The 15511-nt window shown below is 74.2% G+C and carries 20 protein-coding genes; 3 read left to right on the forward strand and 17 right to left on the reverse strand.

The features are described from left to right. Positions 1-15: 15 nt before the first annotated feature. Entirely contained in the window at positions 16-636 is a 621-nt protein-coding gene (gene bluB / locus ACFOYX_RS09200) for a 5,6-dimethylbenzimidazole synthase (RefSeq protein ID WP_322443508.1), read from the forward strand. Between the two features lie 153 nt (positions 637-789). After that, complete coding sequence (locus tag ACFOYX_RS09205) at positions 790-1641, forward strand: Rieske 2Fe-2S domain-containing protein (RefSeq protein ID WP_322443507.1); 852 nt, start codon at positions 790-792, stop codon at positions 1639-1641. 140 nt (positions 1642-1781) lie between these two features. Here ACFOYX_RS09205 and ACFOYX_RS09210 read toward each other — a convergent pair whose 3' ends face one another. Genes ACFOYX_RS09210 through ACFOYX_RS09265 form a run of 12 tightly spaced genes read right to left on the reverse strand, consistent with a single transcriptional unit; the run spans position 1782 to position 10870 of the window. Continuing rightward, the gene (locus ACFOYX_RS09210) at positions 1782-2771 is read right to left on the reverse strand and encodes a LysM domain-containing protein (protein WP_322443506.1); all 990 of its coding nucleotides are present in this window, start codon (positions 2769-2771) and stop codon (positions 1782-1784) included. A 14-nt stretch (positions 2772-2785) separates the two neighbouring features. Further along, a complete protein-coding gene (locus ACFOYX_RS09215) occupies positions 2786-3217 on the reverse strand; it encodes a hypothetical protein (protein ID WP_322443505.1) in 432 nt (143 codons plus the stop codon). After that, positions 3214-3681, reverse strand: coding sequence for a TadE/TadG family type IV pilus assembly protein (locus ACFOYX_RS09220; RefSeq protein WP_322443504.1), 468 nt, complete (start codon positions 3679-3681; stop codon positions 3214-3216). The genes ACFOYX_RS09215 and ACFOYX_RS09220 overlap by 4 nt, the downstream gene beginning before the upstream one ends. 5 nt (positions 3682-3686) lie before the next feature. Continuing rightward, positions 3687-4175, reverse strand: coding sequence for a TadE family protein (locus ACFOYX_RS09225; RefSeq protein ID WP_322443503.1), 489 nt, complete (start codon positions 4173-4175; stop codon positions 3687-3689). After that, the gene (locus ACFOYX_RS09230; protein ID WP_322443502.1) at positions 4175-4375 is read right to left on the reverse strand and encodes a hypothetical protein; all 201 of its coding nucleotides are present in this window, start codon (positions 4373-4375) and stop codon (positions 4175-4177) included. Before ACFOYX_RS09230 ends, ACFOYX_RS09225 begins: the two co-directional genes overlap by 1 nt. A gap of 23 nt (positions 4376-4398) precedes the next feature. Next, positions 4399-5259, reverse strand: a complete 861-nt coding sequence (locus ACFOYX_RS09235) for a type II secretion system F family protein (protein WP_322443535.1) — start codon at positions 5257-5259, stop codon at positions 4399-4401. Positions 5260-5314: 55 nt separating this feature from the next. After that, the gene (locus ACFOYX_RS09240; RefSeq protein ID WP_377533876.1) at positions 5315-6259 is read right to left on the reverse strand and encodes a type II secretion system F family protein; all 945 of its coding nucleotides are present in this window, start codon (positions 6257-6259) and stop codon (positions 5315-5317) included. Continuing rightward, positions 6211-7761 carry a CpaF/VirB11 family protein gene (locus tag ACFOYX_RS09245; RefSeq protein WP_322443500.1) on the reverse strand — a complete coding sequence of 517 codons (1551 nt, stop codon included), beginning with the start codon at positions 7759-7761 and terminating at the stop codon, positions 6211-6213. Before ACFOYX_RS09245 ends, ACFOYX_RS09240 begins: the two co-directional genes overlap by 49 nt. A gap of 47 nt (positions 7762-7808) precedes the next feature. After that, positions 7809-8636, reverse strand: a complete 828-nt coding sequence (locus ACFOYX_RS09250; RefSeq protein ID WP_322443499.1) for a ParA family protein — start codon at positions 8634-8636, stop codon at positions 7809-7811. Further along, positions 8636-9292, reverse strand: coding sequence for an SAF domain-containing protein (locus ACFOYX_RS09255; RefSeq protein WP_377533874.1), 657 nt, complete (start codon positions 9290-9292; stop codon positions 8636-8638). Before ACFOYX_RS09255 ends, ACFOYX_RS09250 begins: the two co-directional genes overlap by 1 nt. A 55-nt stretch (positions 9293-9347) precedes the next feature. Next, complete coding sequence (locus ACFOYX_RS09260) at positions 9348-10310, reverse strand: hypothetical protein (protein ID WP_322443498.1); 963 nt, start codon at positions 10308-10310, stop codon at positions 9348-9350. Then, a complete protein-coding gene (locus ACFOYX_RS09265) occupies positions 10304-10870 on the reverse strand; it encodes a hypothetical protein (RefSeq protein ID WP_322443497.1) in 567 nt (188 codons plus the stop codon). The genes ACFOYX_RS09260 and ACFOYX_RS09265 overlap by 7 nt, the downstream gene beginning before the upstream one ends. A gap of 603 nt (positions 10871-11473) precedes the next feature. Here ACFOYX_RS09265 and ACFOYX_RS09270 point away from each other — a divergent pair. Beyond that, entirely contained in the window at positions 11474-12265 is a 792-nt protein-coding gene (locus ACFOYX_RS09270) for a prepilin peptidase (RefSeq protein WP_377533877.1), read from the forward strand. A 10-nt stretch (positions 12266-12275) separates the two neighbouring features. Here the strand turns inward: ACFOYX_RS09270 and ACFOYX_RS09275 are convergent, their stop codons facing one another. The 5 genes from ACFOYX_RS09275 to ACFOYX_RS09295 all read right to left on the reverse strand — a co-directional run. Next, a complete protein-coding gene (locus ACFOYX_RS09275) occupies positions 12276-12902 on the reverse strand; it encodes a phosphatase PAP2 family protein (RefSeq protein WP_322443495.1) in 627 nt (208 codons plus the stop codon). 19 nt (positions 12903-12921) lie between these two features. Beyond that, positions 12922-13434, reverse strand: coding sequence for a hypothetical protein (locus ACFOYX_RS09280; protein WP_322443494.1), 513 nt, complete (start codon positions 13432-13434; stop codon positions 12922-12924). Positions 13435-13588: 154 nt separating this feature from the next. Further along, positions 13589-13876, reverse strand: coding sequence for a DUF1905 domain-containing protein (locus tag ACFOYX_RS09285; RefSeq protein ID WP_322443493.1), 288 nt, complete (start codon positions 13874-13876; stop codon positions 13589-13591). 1067 nt (positions 13877-14943) lie between these two features. After that, entirely contained in the window at positions 14944-15171 is a 228-nt protein-coding gene (locus tag ACFOYX_RS09290) for a hypothetical protein (RefSeq protein ID WP_322443492.1), read from the reverse strand. Between the two features lie 96 nt (positions 15172-15267). Beyond that, on the reverse strand, positions 15268-15511 hold a 244-nt coding region (locus tag ACFOYX_RS09295), incomplete at its 5' end, for a hypothetical protein (RefSeq protein ID WP_377533875.1).

Raw genomic sequence — 15511 nt, forward strand, 5'->3', positions numbered from 1 at the left:
CAGCGGGAGCCTGCCTTGGATCTGTACGACGTCATCCACCGCCGTCGGGACGTACGCGCCGAGTTCACCGGGGCGCCGGTGCCGGACGACTCGCTGGACCGCATCCTCACCGCGGCGCACGCCGCGCCGAGCGTCGGCCACTCCCAGCCGTGGGACTTCATCCTGGTACGCGACCCGGAGACCCGCCGCCGCTTCCACCGTCACGTGCAGGTCGAGCGGGACACCTTCGCCGCCACCCTGGACGGTTCGGCCGCCGAGCGGTTCGCCCGGATCAAGATCGACGGGGTGCTGGAGTCGACGCTCTCGGTCGTCGTCACGTACGACCCGGCGCGCGGCGGTCCGGCCGTGCTCGGCCGGCACGCCATCGCCGACGCCGGGCTCTACTCGGTCTGCCTGGCCATCCAGAACCTCTGGCTGGCCGCCACCGCCGAGGGGCTCGGCGTCGGCTGGGTCTCCTTCTACCGGGAGCCGTTCCTGGCCGAACTGTTGGGCATCCCCGCCGGCGTCCGTCCGGTCGCCTGGCTCTGCCTCGGCCCGGTCACCCACCTCGAGACCGTTCCCGACCTGGTCCGCCACGGCTGGCGCGCCGGCCGCCCGCTCGCCGCCGCGCTGCACGCCGACCGCTGGTCCGCCTGACGCCCGCCCCGCCGCCGCCCTCAAGATCGCGCTGTCTCAGGTCCAGCGTGATCTTGAGGGCGCGCGGGTGGGCGTCGGGTGGTCCGGGTACCGGACGGGTGATTCGTCGTCGCCGCCCGGTTTGGGGCCGCTCCTGCCGGGAAGTCGGACCGAGTGCGTGAACTGATAACGAAACTCGAACAGGCCTCCGCGCTGGACCGGGTGGGCGACCGGTTGCAGCGCGCGGTCCAGACCATCCTGCGTCCACAGCGGGTCCGCGACGCGCTGCACGGCGTCTGGCTCGGGCACCCGCTGCACCCGGCGATGGTGCAGGTGCCGGTCGGCGCCTGGATCTCCGCCGCCGTGGTCGACCTGATGCCCGGGCAGCGCCGAGCCGCCACCGCGCTGGTCGGTGTCGGTACGGTGAGCGCACTGCCGGCCGCGGTGGCCGGGCTCAACGACTGGGCCAGCCTCACCCGCGACCAGCGCCGGATCGGGCTGGCGCACGCCGCCTCCAACACCATCGGGGTGGCCCTCTACGCCAGCTCCCTGGCCGCCCGGCTGAACGGTCGGCACGGGCTGGGCCGGGCGCTGGCCTACCTGGGGCTCTCCGCCGCGAGCACGGGGGCGTACCTGGGCGGGCACCTGGCGTACAAGCAGGGGGCGCAGACCACCCAGAGCGTCTCCGAACTGCACCGGATCAGCGACGGCTGGCACTCGCTGGCGGACATGGCCACGCTGCCGCAGCGGCAGCTGGTCACCCGGGCAGTGGACGACGTCTCGGTGATCCTCTACCGGCACGGTGACGAGGTCACCGTGATGCTGGAACGCTGCCCCCACCAGAGCGGCCCGCTCGGCCAGGGCGAGGTGCAGGAAATCGACGGCCACGACTGCGTGGTCTGCCCGTGGCACGGCAGCACGTTCCGGCTCAACGGCGGCGAGGTCGTGCACGGGCCGTCCGCGAACGACCAGCAGATCCTGCCGACCCGGGTGGTCAACGGCGTCCTGGAGACCCGCCTGCCCTGACGCCGGCCCCGAAGCGACGACCGCCGCCAATCGCCGGACCGCCGCCGACCGTCGGACCGCCGCCGACCGTCGGACCGCCGGACCATCGACAGGCCGCCGACCGCCACGGTCGCCGGGGCGGTGGGGTTCGCGGGTGCCGGTCAGTCCCTGCGGTGCCGGCCGCTGGACAGCGCCCGCCCGGCGGTCCGGACGACCGGCCGTCGTCGCAGGCCGAGCACCGCGCCGATCTGCGCGCCGACGATGCTCGCCACCGCCAGCACCGCGGAGACCGCCAGCGGCCGGTTGATGCCGTCGTCGGTGATCGCCCGGGAGGCTCCGGCGGCCATCGCGGGCGGTTGTCCCACCGGCCCGTCGACGTCCGGCGTGGACTGCTGCGGCCTCGCCCCGGAGGTGGGCGTACGGGGGGCCGGGGCGGGGCGGGTGGGCGACGCCGGACGGACCACCAGGCGGCCGGTGGCGTGCGTACGGGCCCCCTCGTCGACCGCGCCGGCGGGCAGTTTCAGCAGCTGGCCGGGGCGGATCCGGTCCGGGTTGGCGAGCCGGTTGAGCCGGGCCACCTCCCGGTAGCGGTCGAAGTCGTCCAGGTAGCGTTCGGCCACCTCACCGAGGTAGTCGCCCTTCGCCACCCGGTACACCGCCGGCGCGGCCCGCTCCGGCAGGACCCCGCCGGTGGCCGACGTGGCGGCGGCCGGCGGAGCGGCGGAGGCGGCGACCGGCGGGGCGGCCAGGGTGGCGGCGCTCGCGGCGACCGGGGTGCCGGCGAGGATCAGCGCCACCGAGCCGACCAGCGCCGCCGCGGCCCGCTGCTGCCGGCGCATCCCGGGCAGCCGGGGCGCCGGCCGGTGCACGGTCTGCGCGCCCAGTTCCACCAGGACGGAGAAGGCGAACGTCGCCCAGCCGAACCAGCCGACCACCGCCAGCGCCCGCAGGAAGAGCTGGCCGTCGTCGCGGCTGGCCAGCGCCGTACCGACCGCGGCGAGGGTGGGCAGGTGGTCGGGGAGCGGGCTGCCGGCGAAGGCGAGGAGCGCGATCGGCGCGCCGGCCAGCACCGCGCAGAGCACGACGAGGGAGCCGAGCCCGGTGAGGACCTGGCCGATCCGCCGTACGGCGGAACGTTGCGGTGCGGCCATGGCTGCCTTCCTTCCTACGGCGCCCCGGTGAGCGCCCGCGCGGTGGCCTCACCGGTGACGGTGACGGTGTTGTCGAAGCCGAAGAGGCCCAGCAGGTCCCGGCGGTAGGTGATGCGGACGCGTACCTGGATCTGCTTCTCGCCGCCGACCACCGGGAAGCTGACCCGGTGGTCGCGCACGCCGCGCGCGGCGGCGAGGTAGTCCGCGACGGCGGTCCGGGCGCTCGGCTCGTCGATCTCCTTCGGGCCGCCCTCGATCGCCCGCGCCCGGTCGATCATCTGGCCGCCGCTGCGGGCCGCCTCCGCGGCGAGGTCGTCCGCGCGCTGCAACGAGCGCAACTGCCCGGCCCCGTCATAGGCGAGCCCGATGACGACGAGCACGCCGGTCATCGCGGCGGCGAGGAAGAGGCTGACCCGGCCGCTCTCCCGGACCGTCCACCCGGTCATCGGCGGCTCCGGTAGGTGTCCAGCGGCGAGGTGAAGGTGGCGGCGACGGCCTTGCCGCCCGGCACCCCGGGCAGCCCGGGGGCGCGCAGGTCGGCGAAGGAGACGGTGCAGCTCACCGTGACCGTCACGGTCGCCGGCACGCCCGGTGCGCTGCGGTACGCCCGCTCGAAGGTGGTCCGCGTCCGCCCCACCGAGCCGCTGAACGACAGCGCCGGCTCGCCCGAACAGTTCAGGCTGCGCCAGTCGAGCTGTCGCCGGGCCGCCTCTACGGCGGCTGCCCGGCCGGTGCGGGCGTCCCGGGCGATCGAGGCGGCCCGGGCGGCGTCGTGCGCGGCCGACTCCACCGCCTCGTCGGCGACGGCGGTCCGTCCCGCCACCCCGGCCAGCACCATCAGCGCGATGAACGCGGGGGCGAGCACCGCCACCTCGATCGAGACGGAACCCCGCTCGGGCCGGTCGACCATCCGCCTCACCCCGTCGTCCAGCGTTCGACGGTGCCGTGCGCGGTCTGCCGGACCGGGAAGCTGACCCCCGGGATGACCGACAGCGAACGGCCGCTGACCGTGCAGGTGACCTCGGCGGCGCCGGCCGTGCAGGTCGGCCCGCCGGCCTCCCAGCCGACCAGCCAGTCGCCGGCCGCCCGGAGGAACCGGGCGGCCCGGGCCTCCCCGGCGCCGGGCGGCGCCTGGACGACCCGTTGCGCGTTCACCCCGCTCTGCGCGGCGTTCAGCGCCGTGGAGCGGGCGACGAACCAGACGGCGAGCTGGATCGAGGCGAAGAGCAGCACCAGGATCACCGGCATCAGCACCGCCAGTTCCACCGGGTTGGCGCCCCGGTCCGCCCCGCCCTCGGCGAGCCGGCGCCGGGCGACGTCGCGGAGCCGCCCCGGGCCGCGCGGGCCGGCGGGCCCGCCGGCGACTGCCGACCGGCCCGGGTCCGTACGGGCGGGGCGGTTCATCACGGCGCGGTGTTGTTCGGGATGGCGTTCATCCAGTTGTTCGCCTTCGTCAGGGCGAGCGTGGTGACCGCCATGGCGACCGCGACCAGCCCGAAGATGATCACGGCGGTCGGCACCGGGCTGTCGCCCCGCTCGGTGTCGCGGCGCAGCTCGGCCAGCCGGCTGGCCACCGCCGCGTGCAGATAGCTGTAGAGGTACATGGCCTTCTCCTTCTCGGTCGGGTTCACAGGCGGGCGAGGAACGGATAGACGGCGAAGCCGAGCAGGACGAAGACCAGCAGCGAGCCGGGGATGTCCAGCCGGCTGGTCACCCCCTCGGCGCGGGCCAGGTTGTCGGTGCGGATCTGGTCGCGCAGCGAGTCGGCCCGGCTGCGCAGGGTCTCGTGCACCTGCGCCCCCTCGCTGCCGGAGGAGCGCATGATCGCGCCCACGTCGCCGAGTTCCGGGATGCCGATCCGGTCGGCCAGCTCCTGGAGCTCGTCCCAGGGCGAGTGCATCTGCAACTGGGCGATCCGCAGCGACTCGCGGATCCGGTCGAAGACCCAGCCGTCGCAGACCGCCGCCGCCCGCTCCAGCGACTGCACCGGCCCGTGCGCCGCGGAGAGTTGCAGGGCCACCAGGTCCAGATAGGTGCAGACCGCCTGGCGGAACTCGTCCCGCGCGGCGTCCGCCTTCGCCAGCACCGCGCGGTGCGCGAGCAGGCCGGCGACCAGTGCCATCCCCAGGCTGCCCAGCACCGGTACGACGACCGGCACCGACACCCCGCCGAGGAAGAGCACGGTGGACAGCACGGTCGGCAGGGCCAGCCCGACCAGCGCGGAGAGCAGCACCGAGAGGGCGTACTGCTCGGGCGTGCGGTCGATCAGCGCGAGCTGCCGGTGCGGGGGACGCAGCCAGCGGGAGAACCCGCCCAACCAGTCCGGCCCGCTGCCGGGCACCGCGGTCCGGCCGGGCGGCTGGTGCAGTCGGCGCAGCGCCGGGCCGAGCGCCGGGGTGGCCGGCAGCGCCTCGCGTACCACCAGGAAGAGGCCGAGGCCGACCACCGCCCCGCCCACCACGGCGATGGCGAGCTGCCAGTTGAGGATCACCGGAGCCGCCTTTCGTTCGCGACTGCGGGGCTCGCAAGCTCACTCCTCGCGCTCACGCAATCGCCTCCTCCGGGTCGGGGGCGGGCAGGAAACGCGCCGGCCGGGGCGGCTGGCTCATCGACCGCACCCAGGCCAGCAGCCCGACGAACGCGGCGCCGAGCACCGCCATCACCAACTGCCCGACCGCCGTCCCGTACGGCTGCACGTACTCGCGGTTGACCAGCCCGTACGCGAGGGTGGCCAGGGTCATCCCGGTGAGGAAGCGGACCGCGAACCGGGGCTGGGTTCGCTTCGCCTCGATCTCCCGCCGGGTGGCCACGTCGGCGGAGGCCGCCGAGGCGATCGAGCTCAGCACGTCACCGAGGCGCTCGCCGCGGTCGGTCAGGTGCAGGATCAGCGCGGCCACCACCTGGTCGCAGACCGGGTCGCCGATCTCGTCGGCGAAGGCGAGCAGGGCGGCCCGGGCCAGCCAGCCGGCCTGGAGGCGGGCGGCGAGGGTGCGTACCTCCTCCTGGATCTCCTCCGGCGCGGCGGCGATGGTGCCGATGATGGCCTGCTGGAGGCCCTGCCCGGTGCCGGAGATGTCCTTGAGCCGGCGGGTCCACTCGCCGACCGCCTCGATCCGGGCGATGGCCCGCTGCTCGGCCCGGCCGACGGCGAAGAGCCACGGCACGCCCGGCACCGCCAGCGCCACCAGCAGCCCCACCACGGGCAGCCCGGTGAGCAGGAAGGCCAGCGCGCCGGCCAGCACCGCGCCGCCGAGCAGCACCTGGTGGTTGCGCTGCTCCCGTCGGCTCGCCCCGGCACCCGTCCAGAGCCGACGCAGCCCCCGGCCCGCGCCGGGCGCCGCCGCGGGCGGCCGGCTGGTGCCGACCAGCGCGACCACGGTCAGCACCAGACCGGCGACGCACGCCGCCCCGGAGACCAGAGCGATCAACTGGAGCGTGGTCATGAGGCGGGCCGCCGGCCGAGTCGGGTGTGCCGGGGGCGCCGCCAGGCGCCGGTGCCGGCCTCGATGAAGCGGGTCAGCAGCCGGGCGTCGTAACCCACCCGCAGCAACTGGTCCCGGATCCGCTCGGGCAGGTGCCGGGGCACCGCCCGGCCGTCCGGGCCCGGGCCGAAGACCGACGTGGCGGTGATCCGGTTGCCCTCGCCCACCCCGATCACCTCCTCGACGTGGGAGACGAACCGGTGCTTGCGGCCGCCGATCGCGGTCTCGTCCTCGACGGTGACGTAGACGATCAGGTCCAGCGCGTTGCCGGCCATCCGGCGGGCCTGGTCGACCGTCATCTCCCGGCCGTGCGCCAGCGCCAGCTCGATGATCCGCTCGCTCACCCCGGCCGGCGTACGGGCGTGGATGGTGCACATCGACCCGCGGCTGGTGGTCATCGCCTGGAGCATCGGCACGATCTCCCGGGAGCGGACCTCGCCGACGATGATCCGCAGCACGCCCATCCGCAGTGAGACCGGGATCAGGTCGGCGATGCTCACCTCGCCGGCCGGGCGCCCGTCCAGGCCGCGTTCGCCGTGGCCCTCACGGGACTCGAAGCTCATCACCGCCCGGTGCTTCTGCCCCCGGCGGGCGGGCAGCAGTTCCCGGCTCTCCTCCAGCAGCACGTACGGCTCGTCGGCCGGGATCTCGTCCATCAGCGCCCGGATCACCGTGGTCTTCCCGGCTCCGGCCAGCCCGGCGACCATGATGTTCAGCCCGGCCCGCATCGAGGCGCGCAGGAAGTCCCGCAGCAGCGGGTCGATCATCTCGTCCAGGTCGGGCCGGCCGCCGGCGATGTCCTCCAGGCTGACGTCCAGCGTGTTGTGTTTGCGGATCACCGCGTACGGGCGGTGGCTGACCAGGAAGACCGCGGCGAGCCGGCTGCCGTCGGGCAGTTGCAGGTCCAGCGTCGGCTTGGAGGTCGACAGGGAACGCTCGGTCGCGCCGGCCCGGCGGGCCGCCGCCTGGAGGATCTCCACCAGCTCGTCGTCGCTGTCGGCGATCGGCTCGGCCCAGTCCACCCCGCCGCCGTGCCGGGTGATCCGCACCTGGTCGCAGCCGAGGATGTGCACCTCCTCGATCGTGTCGTCGACCAGCAACGTCTGCAGCCGGCCGAGGCCGACCAGCTCGGCGGTCACCTGGTCGAGCAGGAGCCGCTCGGCGTCGGCGGCCATCGGGGTGCCGGCCCGGCGCACCGAGTCGGCGTACGCGGAGACCACGGCGACGGCGAGCCGGGCCCGCTCCACCTCCTCGGCGTCCGCGTCGAACTCCCGGCCGCGCTGCCAGCGGGTGAGCCGTTCGCTCAACTCCCGGCGCAGCTCGCGGACCACGGCGAAGTCGACCCGGGGACGCGGTGGCGGCAGCGCCACCGGGGCCGGCGGGACGACCGCGACCGGCGGTGGCGCGGCATGGTGGTGCCGACCGTTCGGTGGGGTGAGCGGCGGCACCGTGGAGGTGGCCCCCGGCTGCGGCCCGCGCGGGTCGTGGGAGACCGGCTCAAACCGCACGGCGGGCCTCCCGGGGAGTGGCCGGCGCGGTGCGCGCCGGGGTGGGGTCAGGACACATGCGGTGCCTCCTGCGCGACCGGCGCCTGCGGCGTCGTCTGGGGGACCGGCCAGGCCAGCCGGGCCCGACGACGTTCGAGCAGCGCCCGGATCGGCACCTCCAGCGCGCCGGCCGCGCGCATCAGCGGCCGTCCGGCGCGTACGGTGCCGCCGAGGCTGAGCACCGCCGCGGTACGCGGGTCGTACGGCAGCCGGGCGATCACCGGCACCCGCAGGGCCTTGCTGATCTCGCTGTTGCCGTGCCCGTCCCCGATCACCAGCAGCCGCAGCGCGCCCGGCGGGACTCGGTGCTCGGCGAGGTCCCGCTCGACGGCCCGGATGGTGGCCCGGGTCGCGGAGAGGTCGGGCAGTTGCGCCCGGGTGACCAGCAGCACCACGGCGGCCGCCCGGAGCACCGGCCACGGTGGACCGGCCACCTGGAGCCGTCCACAGTCGACCAGCACGTCGTACGGGGGCAGGCCCTGCTCCAGCCCGGCGAAGAAGTCGGCGAACCGCTGCCAGAGCGGGGTGACGCTGCCGGCCTGGGCCGGGTCGACCACGCCGGGCAGCAGCAGCCGCTCCCGCTTCGGCGCGTCCAGGTCGACCAGCTGGGCCCAGAAGGCGGTGTCCAGGTTGCCGTCGCGCAGTTCCCCGACGGCGAGTTCGCCGATGCCCCGGGGACCGTCGAGCGCCCCACCGAGGTAGCCGGCGAGGATCGAGCCGCCCGCCGGGTCGCACTCCGCCAGCACGAGCCGCCGGTGCCAGCTCAGCGCCGCGGCGAGGGCCGAGGTGGTGACGCCGGGCGACCCCTTGGCCGAGACCAGGGCGATGATCGCCATCAGGCCGCCTCGGTGAGCACGAGCGCGATCCGGTCGTCGGTGGCCAGCACCACCACGGCGGGCACGTCGCGTACGGCGAGGGCCAGGTAGACCACCACGTCGTCGTTCTCCGGAGTGGCGGTGTCGATCACGGTGGCCTCGAACCGGGTGCCGCCGCTGCGCGCCGGGCCCTCGGCGTTGGCGTCCGGGGTGCTGACCAGGAGCACCTTGTCCCCGGGGTGCAGCCTGCGGGCCGGCACATGGCTCGGTTCCAGGCCGAGCGCGATCTGCTGCTGGCCGGGGCCGAGCAGCGGGTCGTCGGTGAGCTGGGCCCGGGTCAGCAGTGTGCCGGGGGTCAGCGACACGGCGGCCCGCAGACCCACCACCTCGTCCAGCCGGCGGGCCGGCACCGGCGCCAGGCCCTGGCCGCCGGAGACCTGCACCGCGACCAGGTCGGCGGCGCTGAGCTGCCGGCCCACCTCGACCGGCCGGGCCACCGCCAGGTAGCTGCCGGTCGCCCGGACCGAGGTGACCGCGAAGGCGGCGCCCAGCCCGCCGAGGGCGATCAGCAGCACCGCCAGGCCGAGCAGGCCCGGCCGCACCCGCCGCTGCCGGACCACCTTGGGGGGCGCCACCGGGGCGTCCATCGGAGTCCCGTTCCGCGTCACCAGACTCACCGGTCCGCCTCCGTTCGCGACTGCGGGGCTCGCAAACCCGGCTCACTCCTCGCGCTCACCGCGTCACCACCTGAAGTTCGTCGATCTCCACCGGCACCGTGCCGCTGTTCCGCTGCTGCGCGATGTCGCCGTTCGGGTCGCCGTCGCCCGCCGCCCAGTGCACGGTCCAGTACGTGGTGGCGCTGACCCGGTAGGTGCCGGCCCGGCGGTAGCCGCGGTCGTAGCCGCAGTCGGGGGAGTTCAGGCCGGCCCGGGGACCGTCCGCCGCGTACGGGGTGCCAGGTTTGGTGCAGGTGACCCGGGTGCCGTCGCCCATGTTCCAGACGATCCGGTTGACCCTGGCCGTCATGCTGACGGTGAGCCCCCGGTCGGAGGCGGACGCGGTGAGCGGGCCGAAGTAGCTCGCGCCGCCGCTGGCCCACATCCAGACCGGCAGCCCGACCAGGCCCGGCCCCTTGCTGCGTCGGGGGGCCACCGCGATCCGGGGCGGGAGCAGCGAGATCGAGGCGAGCGCCCGGCGGGCCAGCTCCTCCGGGTCCGGCGGGGCCCCGTAGCCGGGCGGCGGGCCGTCCCGCAGCACCACGGTCTGCGCGCCGAGGTCGCCGCCGTTGCAGGTCTGCACGTACCACTGCTTGCCGTCCGGCGCGGTGGGCTGCGGCTCGGCCAGCTTGTAGTAGCAGCCGTCGCCGGTGTTGAACCACCCCAGGACGTCGTCGTAGCAGGGGATCACCCGGCCGTTCCACTGGCATTTCCCCGCGGCGCCGTCACCGGCGCCGCCGCCACCCCCGGGATTCCCGCCGCCGCCCGGCCCGCCGGGCACGCCCGGGTCGTCGTCCCAGACGTTGCAGTCGGTCTGCCCAGGCGGGCAGTCGGCGCCCGGATCGCCGGGGCCGGCGGCGGACGCCGGCGCGGCGGTGACCGCCAGCAGCAGCGTCAGCCCGGCCGCGGCGAGCAGCCGACGGGGTGTCCCGGCCCTGGCCGGTCGGGCCGGGACACCGCTTCCTCCCGAGGTCAGCACGGCTGCTCCTGATGCGCGGCGCCGGCGTTGACCAGCCATCGGCCGTCCGGGTACCGGGTCGCGGTGGCGGTCGCCAGGTAGCGACCCCCGCCGGTGCCGGGCACCACCCGCCGGTCCTTGGCGTAGACCAGCCGGTAGCCGGTCGCGTCCAGGCAGTCCTGGATCTCCACCGTGGGTGGGTCGGCGTCCAGGCTGACCGCAACGACGGTGGGATCGGAAACGAGCGTGCCGGTACGCATCGCGCCGTGCTCCTTCGCCTCACGAATTGCCAGTCGCACCCGGGTCAGCAGTGGATCCGCCACGAATCGGGCCAGTGCCGGATGCGTCGGATCGCTGCGCGCGCTCGCCGCCCGGGACGCCTTCAGATAGCCGGAATAGGCGGCGAGGGCCGCCTTTCCCGCGGCCTGTTCGGCGGCGTCCGAATGGGCGGCCGGGGTGGCGTCGTGGTCCGTCCGGGGACCCGACGCCGTCTCCCGATCGGCGCCGCAGCCGGCGCTCGCGCCCAACACGGCAAGGCTGAGCAGGCAGCTTGTCCATCGGCGGGAATGCCGTGTGTGCAAGGCCGGGCCCTCCTCGGTGGCGGCCCGGAGCCGCCGGACGGGCGTACTCCGGGCAGGCGGAAGCGCGCCCGGATGTGCTCGTCCGGGCCTGAAGTCGCTGCCGCTGCATTTACCTGTACGGATCTTTTACAAATTCGAAACCTGATGTCTCCGGTTGGCCTCCGACGCCAATTGCTCGGGGGTTGCGTCGTACCCAAGGGGCGAGCATAGGCTGACGATCGCCGATGCAACAGAGGCAATTCATTCGAACACGTTCAGTGATGACAGGTGGTGGTGACCAGTGGGTGTCCGGAGGGTGACGCGACGGCCCGGCTCGGCGGCGACCGGCGGTCGGCGCGGCCGGACCGGTCCGGCGGTCGGTTGGCCGGCGGGCGGCCGTCCGGCCGGAGGAATGGGTGGCATCGGTGCCTCTGGTCCGATCCGTCCCGCTGGGATCCGGGCCGCCGAGGGGCTCCGGCCGGCCGCCGGGCGGGCGCTGCCGTCGAGGCGGGACCCGGTGATCGGCGCGCCACTTTCCGCGCCATCCGCCACTCGCCGACCGGGCGGATCTTACTCTCCGTGCTCCAGAGTGGAACGCACCGCGACCGCCCGGTGGGCCCCGCGATGACCGGTCGGGGGCTCCGGACCGCCGGCCGGGCGGCCACCGGCGAGGGCTGCCCGCCGGTCGCCCGTCCGGTCGTACGGCTGCTGGCCGCCCTGGCGGTCGTACCGCCGCTGCGGCTGGCGGTGGCCCGGTACGCCGTACCGCCGGGGTCCGTGGACCGGACCGGGTGCGCCGGCTGCGGCGCGCCGATCGGCCTGGACCGGCCGCTGCCGGCGCTCGGGCCGACGGCCCGCTGCCCGGCCTGCCGAGCCCGGGTCGGGGCGGCGCCCGGCGCGGTCGAGCTGGCCCTGGCCGCGGCGCTTACGGTGCTCGCGCTGGCCGGCGGTTCCGCCGGTGAACTCGCCGCGACGGCCTGGTGGCTGGCCTGGGCGGTGCCGCTGGCCCTGGTCGACGCGGCCGTGCACCGGCTGCCCGACCGGCTCAGCTACCCGGCGGCCGCCGGCACCTGGGCGCTGCTCGGGTTGGCCGCGCTGGCCGGCGCCGGACCGGCGCCGTGGCTGCGCGCCACGCTCGCCGGGCTGGGCCTGGCGCTCGGGTTCGCGGCGACCACCCTGCTGCTGGGCCGGCGCGGCTTCGGGCTCGGCGACGCCAAGCTGGCGCTGGGCGTGGGGGCGTTGCTGGGCTGGTACGGCTGGCCGGTCCTGCTGGCCGGGCTGGTGCTCGCCTTCGCCCTCTCCGCCCTGGTCGCCCTCGGCCTGCTGGCAGCCCGCCGGGCCCGCTGGTCCAGCCACCTCCCCTTCGGCCCGTTCCTGATCCTCGCCACCGCCCTGACCCTCCTCCTCACCCCGTGACCGCCGGCCCTCACCGGCGGGCGGAGTGGGTCAGGGGGCGGGCCGCGCGGCGGACCCGCCGGCGCAGGGCCTCGGCGACCGGGCGGGCCGCCAGCGGGGTGACCAGCGCGCCGACCAGGACGCCGAGGAGCAGCCCGGCGGCCACGTCGTGCGGGTAGTGCACGCCGATGAAGGTGCGGGAGAGCGCGGCGAGCAGGGCCAGCGGGGCGGCGACCAGTCCGATCCGGCGATGCAACAGCAGGGTCGCGGCGGCCAGGGCCCCGGCGATGGTTGCGTGGTTGCTGGGGAAGGACCAGTCGCCCACCGGCGGGCAGTGGGCGGCCACGATCATCAGGTCCGCCGGGCTGCGGCAGGGCCGGTCCTCGGCGACCAGGTCCTTGAGCCCCTCGCTGCCGCCGTACGCCACCAGCACCGACACCGGCGCGGCCAGGGCCAGCGCCCGGCCCCGGATGTCGCCGCCGAGCAGCCGGGTCGCCGCGGCGACCACCAGCAGTACGCCGAGCAGCAGGACCGCCCCCTCGGTGAAGTGGGTGGCGAACCAGTGCACCGGTTGCGGTGTGCCGTCGGCGAAGTCGACGATGTCGCGGTACCAGTCGACGCTGATGTCGGGAACGTCGGTCATGATGGTGTCGGTCATGAATCACCTCACCATCTGTTCATACTCCGTTCACCTGGGGTTTTCCTTGGGAATGACCGGGCTGGCTGACCGGATCGGCGGTCACCCCGGACATCCGCTCGACCACCGCCTCCAGCGCCTCGAAGGCGTACGCCCAGTTGTGGCACTTGAAGCTGCGCAGCCCCTCGATCGGGGTGCGGCAGTCGGCGCAGTACACCCCGGGGATCGCGTCCGGCACCTCGGTGTTGACGTACTTGCGCTCGCCGAGGATCACCCGGGCGATCATCGTCGGATCGTGCACGCCGTGCAGCGCCGACGCGACGATGTCGTACCAGTTGACCCGCCGGCCGCACTTCGGGCAGTCCGGCTCGTCGCCGCTGACCCAGAGCGGCGCGCCGACGCTGCGCGCCGGCATCCCGAGCAGCTTCTCCAGCCGGCGTACTTCCGGCTCCGGCGTCGTCCAGCGGTGCCGACCCGGCAGCGACGCGGGCGAATCGTAGACGGCGCGGAACACGACCGGATCCACCTCCACGGTCTCGCGCTTGCTGGTCATGCGGTACCTCCTCGACGCTCGGTGGCACCACCGTCCTATCAGGTGAACGGAGTGTGCAACCGGATCAAGGACACCGACACGACGGGTCAGTGGTGAGTCGGGACGCTGCTCCGAGCTGGGGAGGCGCTGGTGCGCCGATGCCGGCGCCGGCTGGTCAGACGTCGACGGCCAGGCGGACCGTCACCACGTCGCCCACCTCGAGCCCTTCGGCCTTCCGCACCGACGCCCGCACCGGCACGATGTACCGCCCGTCCTTCGGGAACAGCGACGTCTGCCATCCGGTCCCGCCGATCTGCGCCCGGACCGGAACCATGCCCCAGCCGTAGGTCACCAGCGCGGACGCCGCCGCCAGTTCGCCGCACTCGTCCTCGGGAACGGTGACGAAGTGCCACGGCGCCGGCCCTTTCCAGAACCACATCTCGCCGGTGAACTCCAGGTTCATCCGATCACCCCGCCCCTGGAGAACTCGCCTCTGGTCCGGTGATTGTGCCCGATGATCTCGCCCCTGTCCTGTCACAGCTCAGAGGCGGTCTGTGGTGGGCCGCCAGGGACTCGAACCCTGAACCTATGGATTAAAAGTTTCCAGAACGGGATAAAGTGGCCTCACCCATCTCGTGATGTTGTGCTGTCCGGATTCCGAGCGCGTCGTCCGGCCGCGTTTGCGCTGGTCCGCATCGCGCCTGCGTAGCGTGACATCGCGATGAGTGGCCGGCGGAGGTGCGAATCCAGGAATCGCTCCGTGAATCCGTCCGGCATCGGAACATCCGAGCACCCGTGGAGCACCCATGATCTCGGTGCGGCTCGCTCGTTTGCCGCTCCACCTTTCCCCATCCCTGGAGGCTGGACGGCCTGACGAGTGCCCGACGAGGAGATCCGCTAGTCCGCGCTCGATGCACTGCGCCAGTAGCCACGATTCGTGGACCGCTATTTGCCGCAGGTCGGGCACCGCTCGTGCACCGCTACGGCGGCAGTGATGGCCGTCGTGCTGGAACGTGTTCGGATCGCGATCGCGGCGGCCAGGGTCAACCCGCCCAGGATGAATATGGCGGCGGCCGTCCCGGTGGCGACGCGGAAGTCGGCATACCCTGCGCCCACCACGGGGGCGATGTTCTCGGCCAGGGGGTACAGAGCCAGTAGTCCGACCGGAGTGAGCAGAACGAGGAGAGCCCAGAGCCCTTGCCAGCGCCAACAGGCCCAGCATCGCCTGGGGGAGCAGAACGAACAAGTACGGGCGGGGCAGCTCGAACAGGGCGGCGACGGGCACCACGGCGCCAGTGAGCAACAGTGCCAGCCCGATGGCGCCCCGGCCCCACGGGGCCGGGGCGAGGACATGAACGATCGCAGCCAGCAGCCAACCGGCCCAAACGACGATGCCGGTGGTAGCGAATGGCCCAAAGGCTGGCGAGCCCCACATGCCCGAAGCGGTGACCACCTCGGCGGCGGCCCAGAAGCCAGCGAGACCGGTCGCGGTGATGAAGCTAAGAACAGCGGCGAGGCGCACGCCGGGTATCAGGTCGGCAGCGCCGACGGCGCGTAGACGCTCACGTCAGCTCTGCTGATCCCGAAGCCGTAGTCGTGCGGCCCGCTGACCCAGTCGAAGTCGTACTCGCCGGGCTTCTCGGCACGCTCACGAATGCGGAAGTCCTGCCCGTCGACGGTCACCATGATCGGCTCACGCTTGGCATAGCGGGGCCTCATGTGCTCGGGCGCGAGGCCCGGCTCCGGTTCGGTTGACATTCCTGCCCCTTCCTCGGCCACCCGTCAGGCGCGCCACGGTCAATTTCCAGTCCCCTCCCACGGGCGCCACCGAACACCGAGCTTGGGCCATCGTCGCTAAGCATCCTCGTGGAGCTCGCGGATGAGGGCTTGCCGCTCCTGCCTGGTCAAGCGTCGCCTCAGGTCACTGGCGGCCAGCGCAACCGGGTCCAGCGGCGCACGGGCCGGCTTCGGCGTGCGGATCTTCCCCAGCACTGAGGTGATCTCAACAAGAATCCGGTAGGTACCGGTATTCGAGATGTGTGAGGTTGAGCGCGGCGCGGACGTGGTCGCCGAGGTTTCGGGGGCTGGCGGTGGTGTG

Source organism: Micromonospora sp. GCM10011541 (genome assembly GCF_042650725.1).
Classification (GTDB): domain Bacteria; phylum Actinomycetota; class Actinomycetes; order Mycobacteriales; family Micromonosporaceae; genus Micromonospora; species Micromonospora sicca.

Bases quoted from the DNA above. Each gene is read 5' to 3' on its own strand.
- ACFOYX_RS09270 (WP_377533877.1), top strand. From the start codon at position 11,474: ATGACCGGTCGGGGGCTCCGGACCGCCGGCCGGGCGGCCACCGGCGAG.
- ACFOYX_RS09220 (WP_322443504.1), bottom strand. From the start codon at position 3,681: ATGGTCGACCGGCCCGAGCGGGGTTCCGTCTCGATCGAGGTGGCGGTG.
- ACFOYX_RS09215 (WP_322443505.1), bottom strand. From the start codon at position 3,217: ATGACCGGGTGGACGGTCCGGGAGAGCGGCCGGGTCAGCCTCTTCCTC.
- ACFOYX_RS09280 (WP_322443494.1), bottom strand. From the start codon at position 13,434: ATGACCAGCAAGCGCGAGACCGTGGAGGTGGATCCGGTCGTGTTCCGC.
- ACFOYX_RS09275 (WP_322443495.1), bottom strand. From the start codon at position 12,902: ATGACCGACACCATCATGACCGACGTTCCCGACATCAGCGTCGACTGG.
- ACFOYX_RS09230 (WP_322443502.1), bottom strand. From the start codon at position 4,375: ATGTACCTCTACAGCTATCTGCACGCGGCGGTGGCCAGCCGGCTGGCC.
- ACFOYX_RS09285 (WP_322443493.1), bottom strand. From the start codon at position 13,876: ATGAACCTGGAGTTCACCGGCGAGATGTGGTTCTGGAAAGGGCCGGCG.
- ACFOYX_RS09210 (WP_322443506.1), bottom strand. From the start codon at position 2,771: ATGGCCGCACCGCAACGTTCCGCCGTACGGCGGATCGGCCAGGTCCTC.
- ACFOYX_RS09250 (WP_322443499.1), bottom strand. From the start codon at position 8,636: ATGGCGATCATCGCCCTGGTCTCGGCCAAGGGGTCGCCCGGCGTCACC.
- ACFOYX_RS09290 (WP_322443492.1), bottom strand. From the start codon at position 15,171: ATGTCAACCGAACCGGAGCCGGGCCTCGCGCCCGAGCACATGAGGCCC.
- ACFOYX_RS09225 (WP_322443503.1), bottom strand. From the start codon at position 4,175: ATGAACCGCCCCGCCCGTACGGACCCGGGCCGGTCGGCAGTCGCCGGC.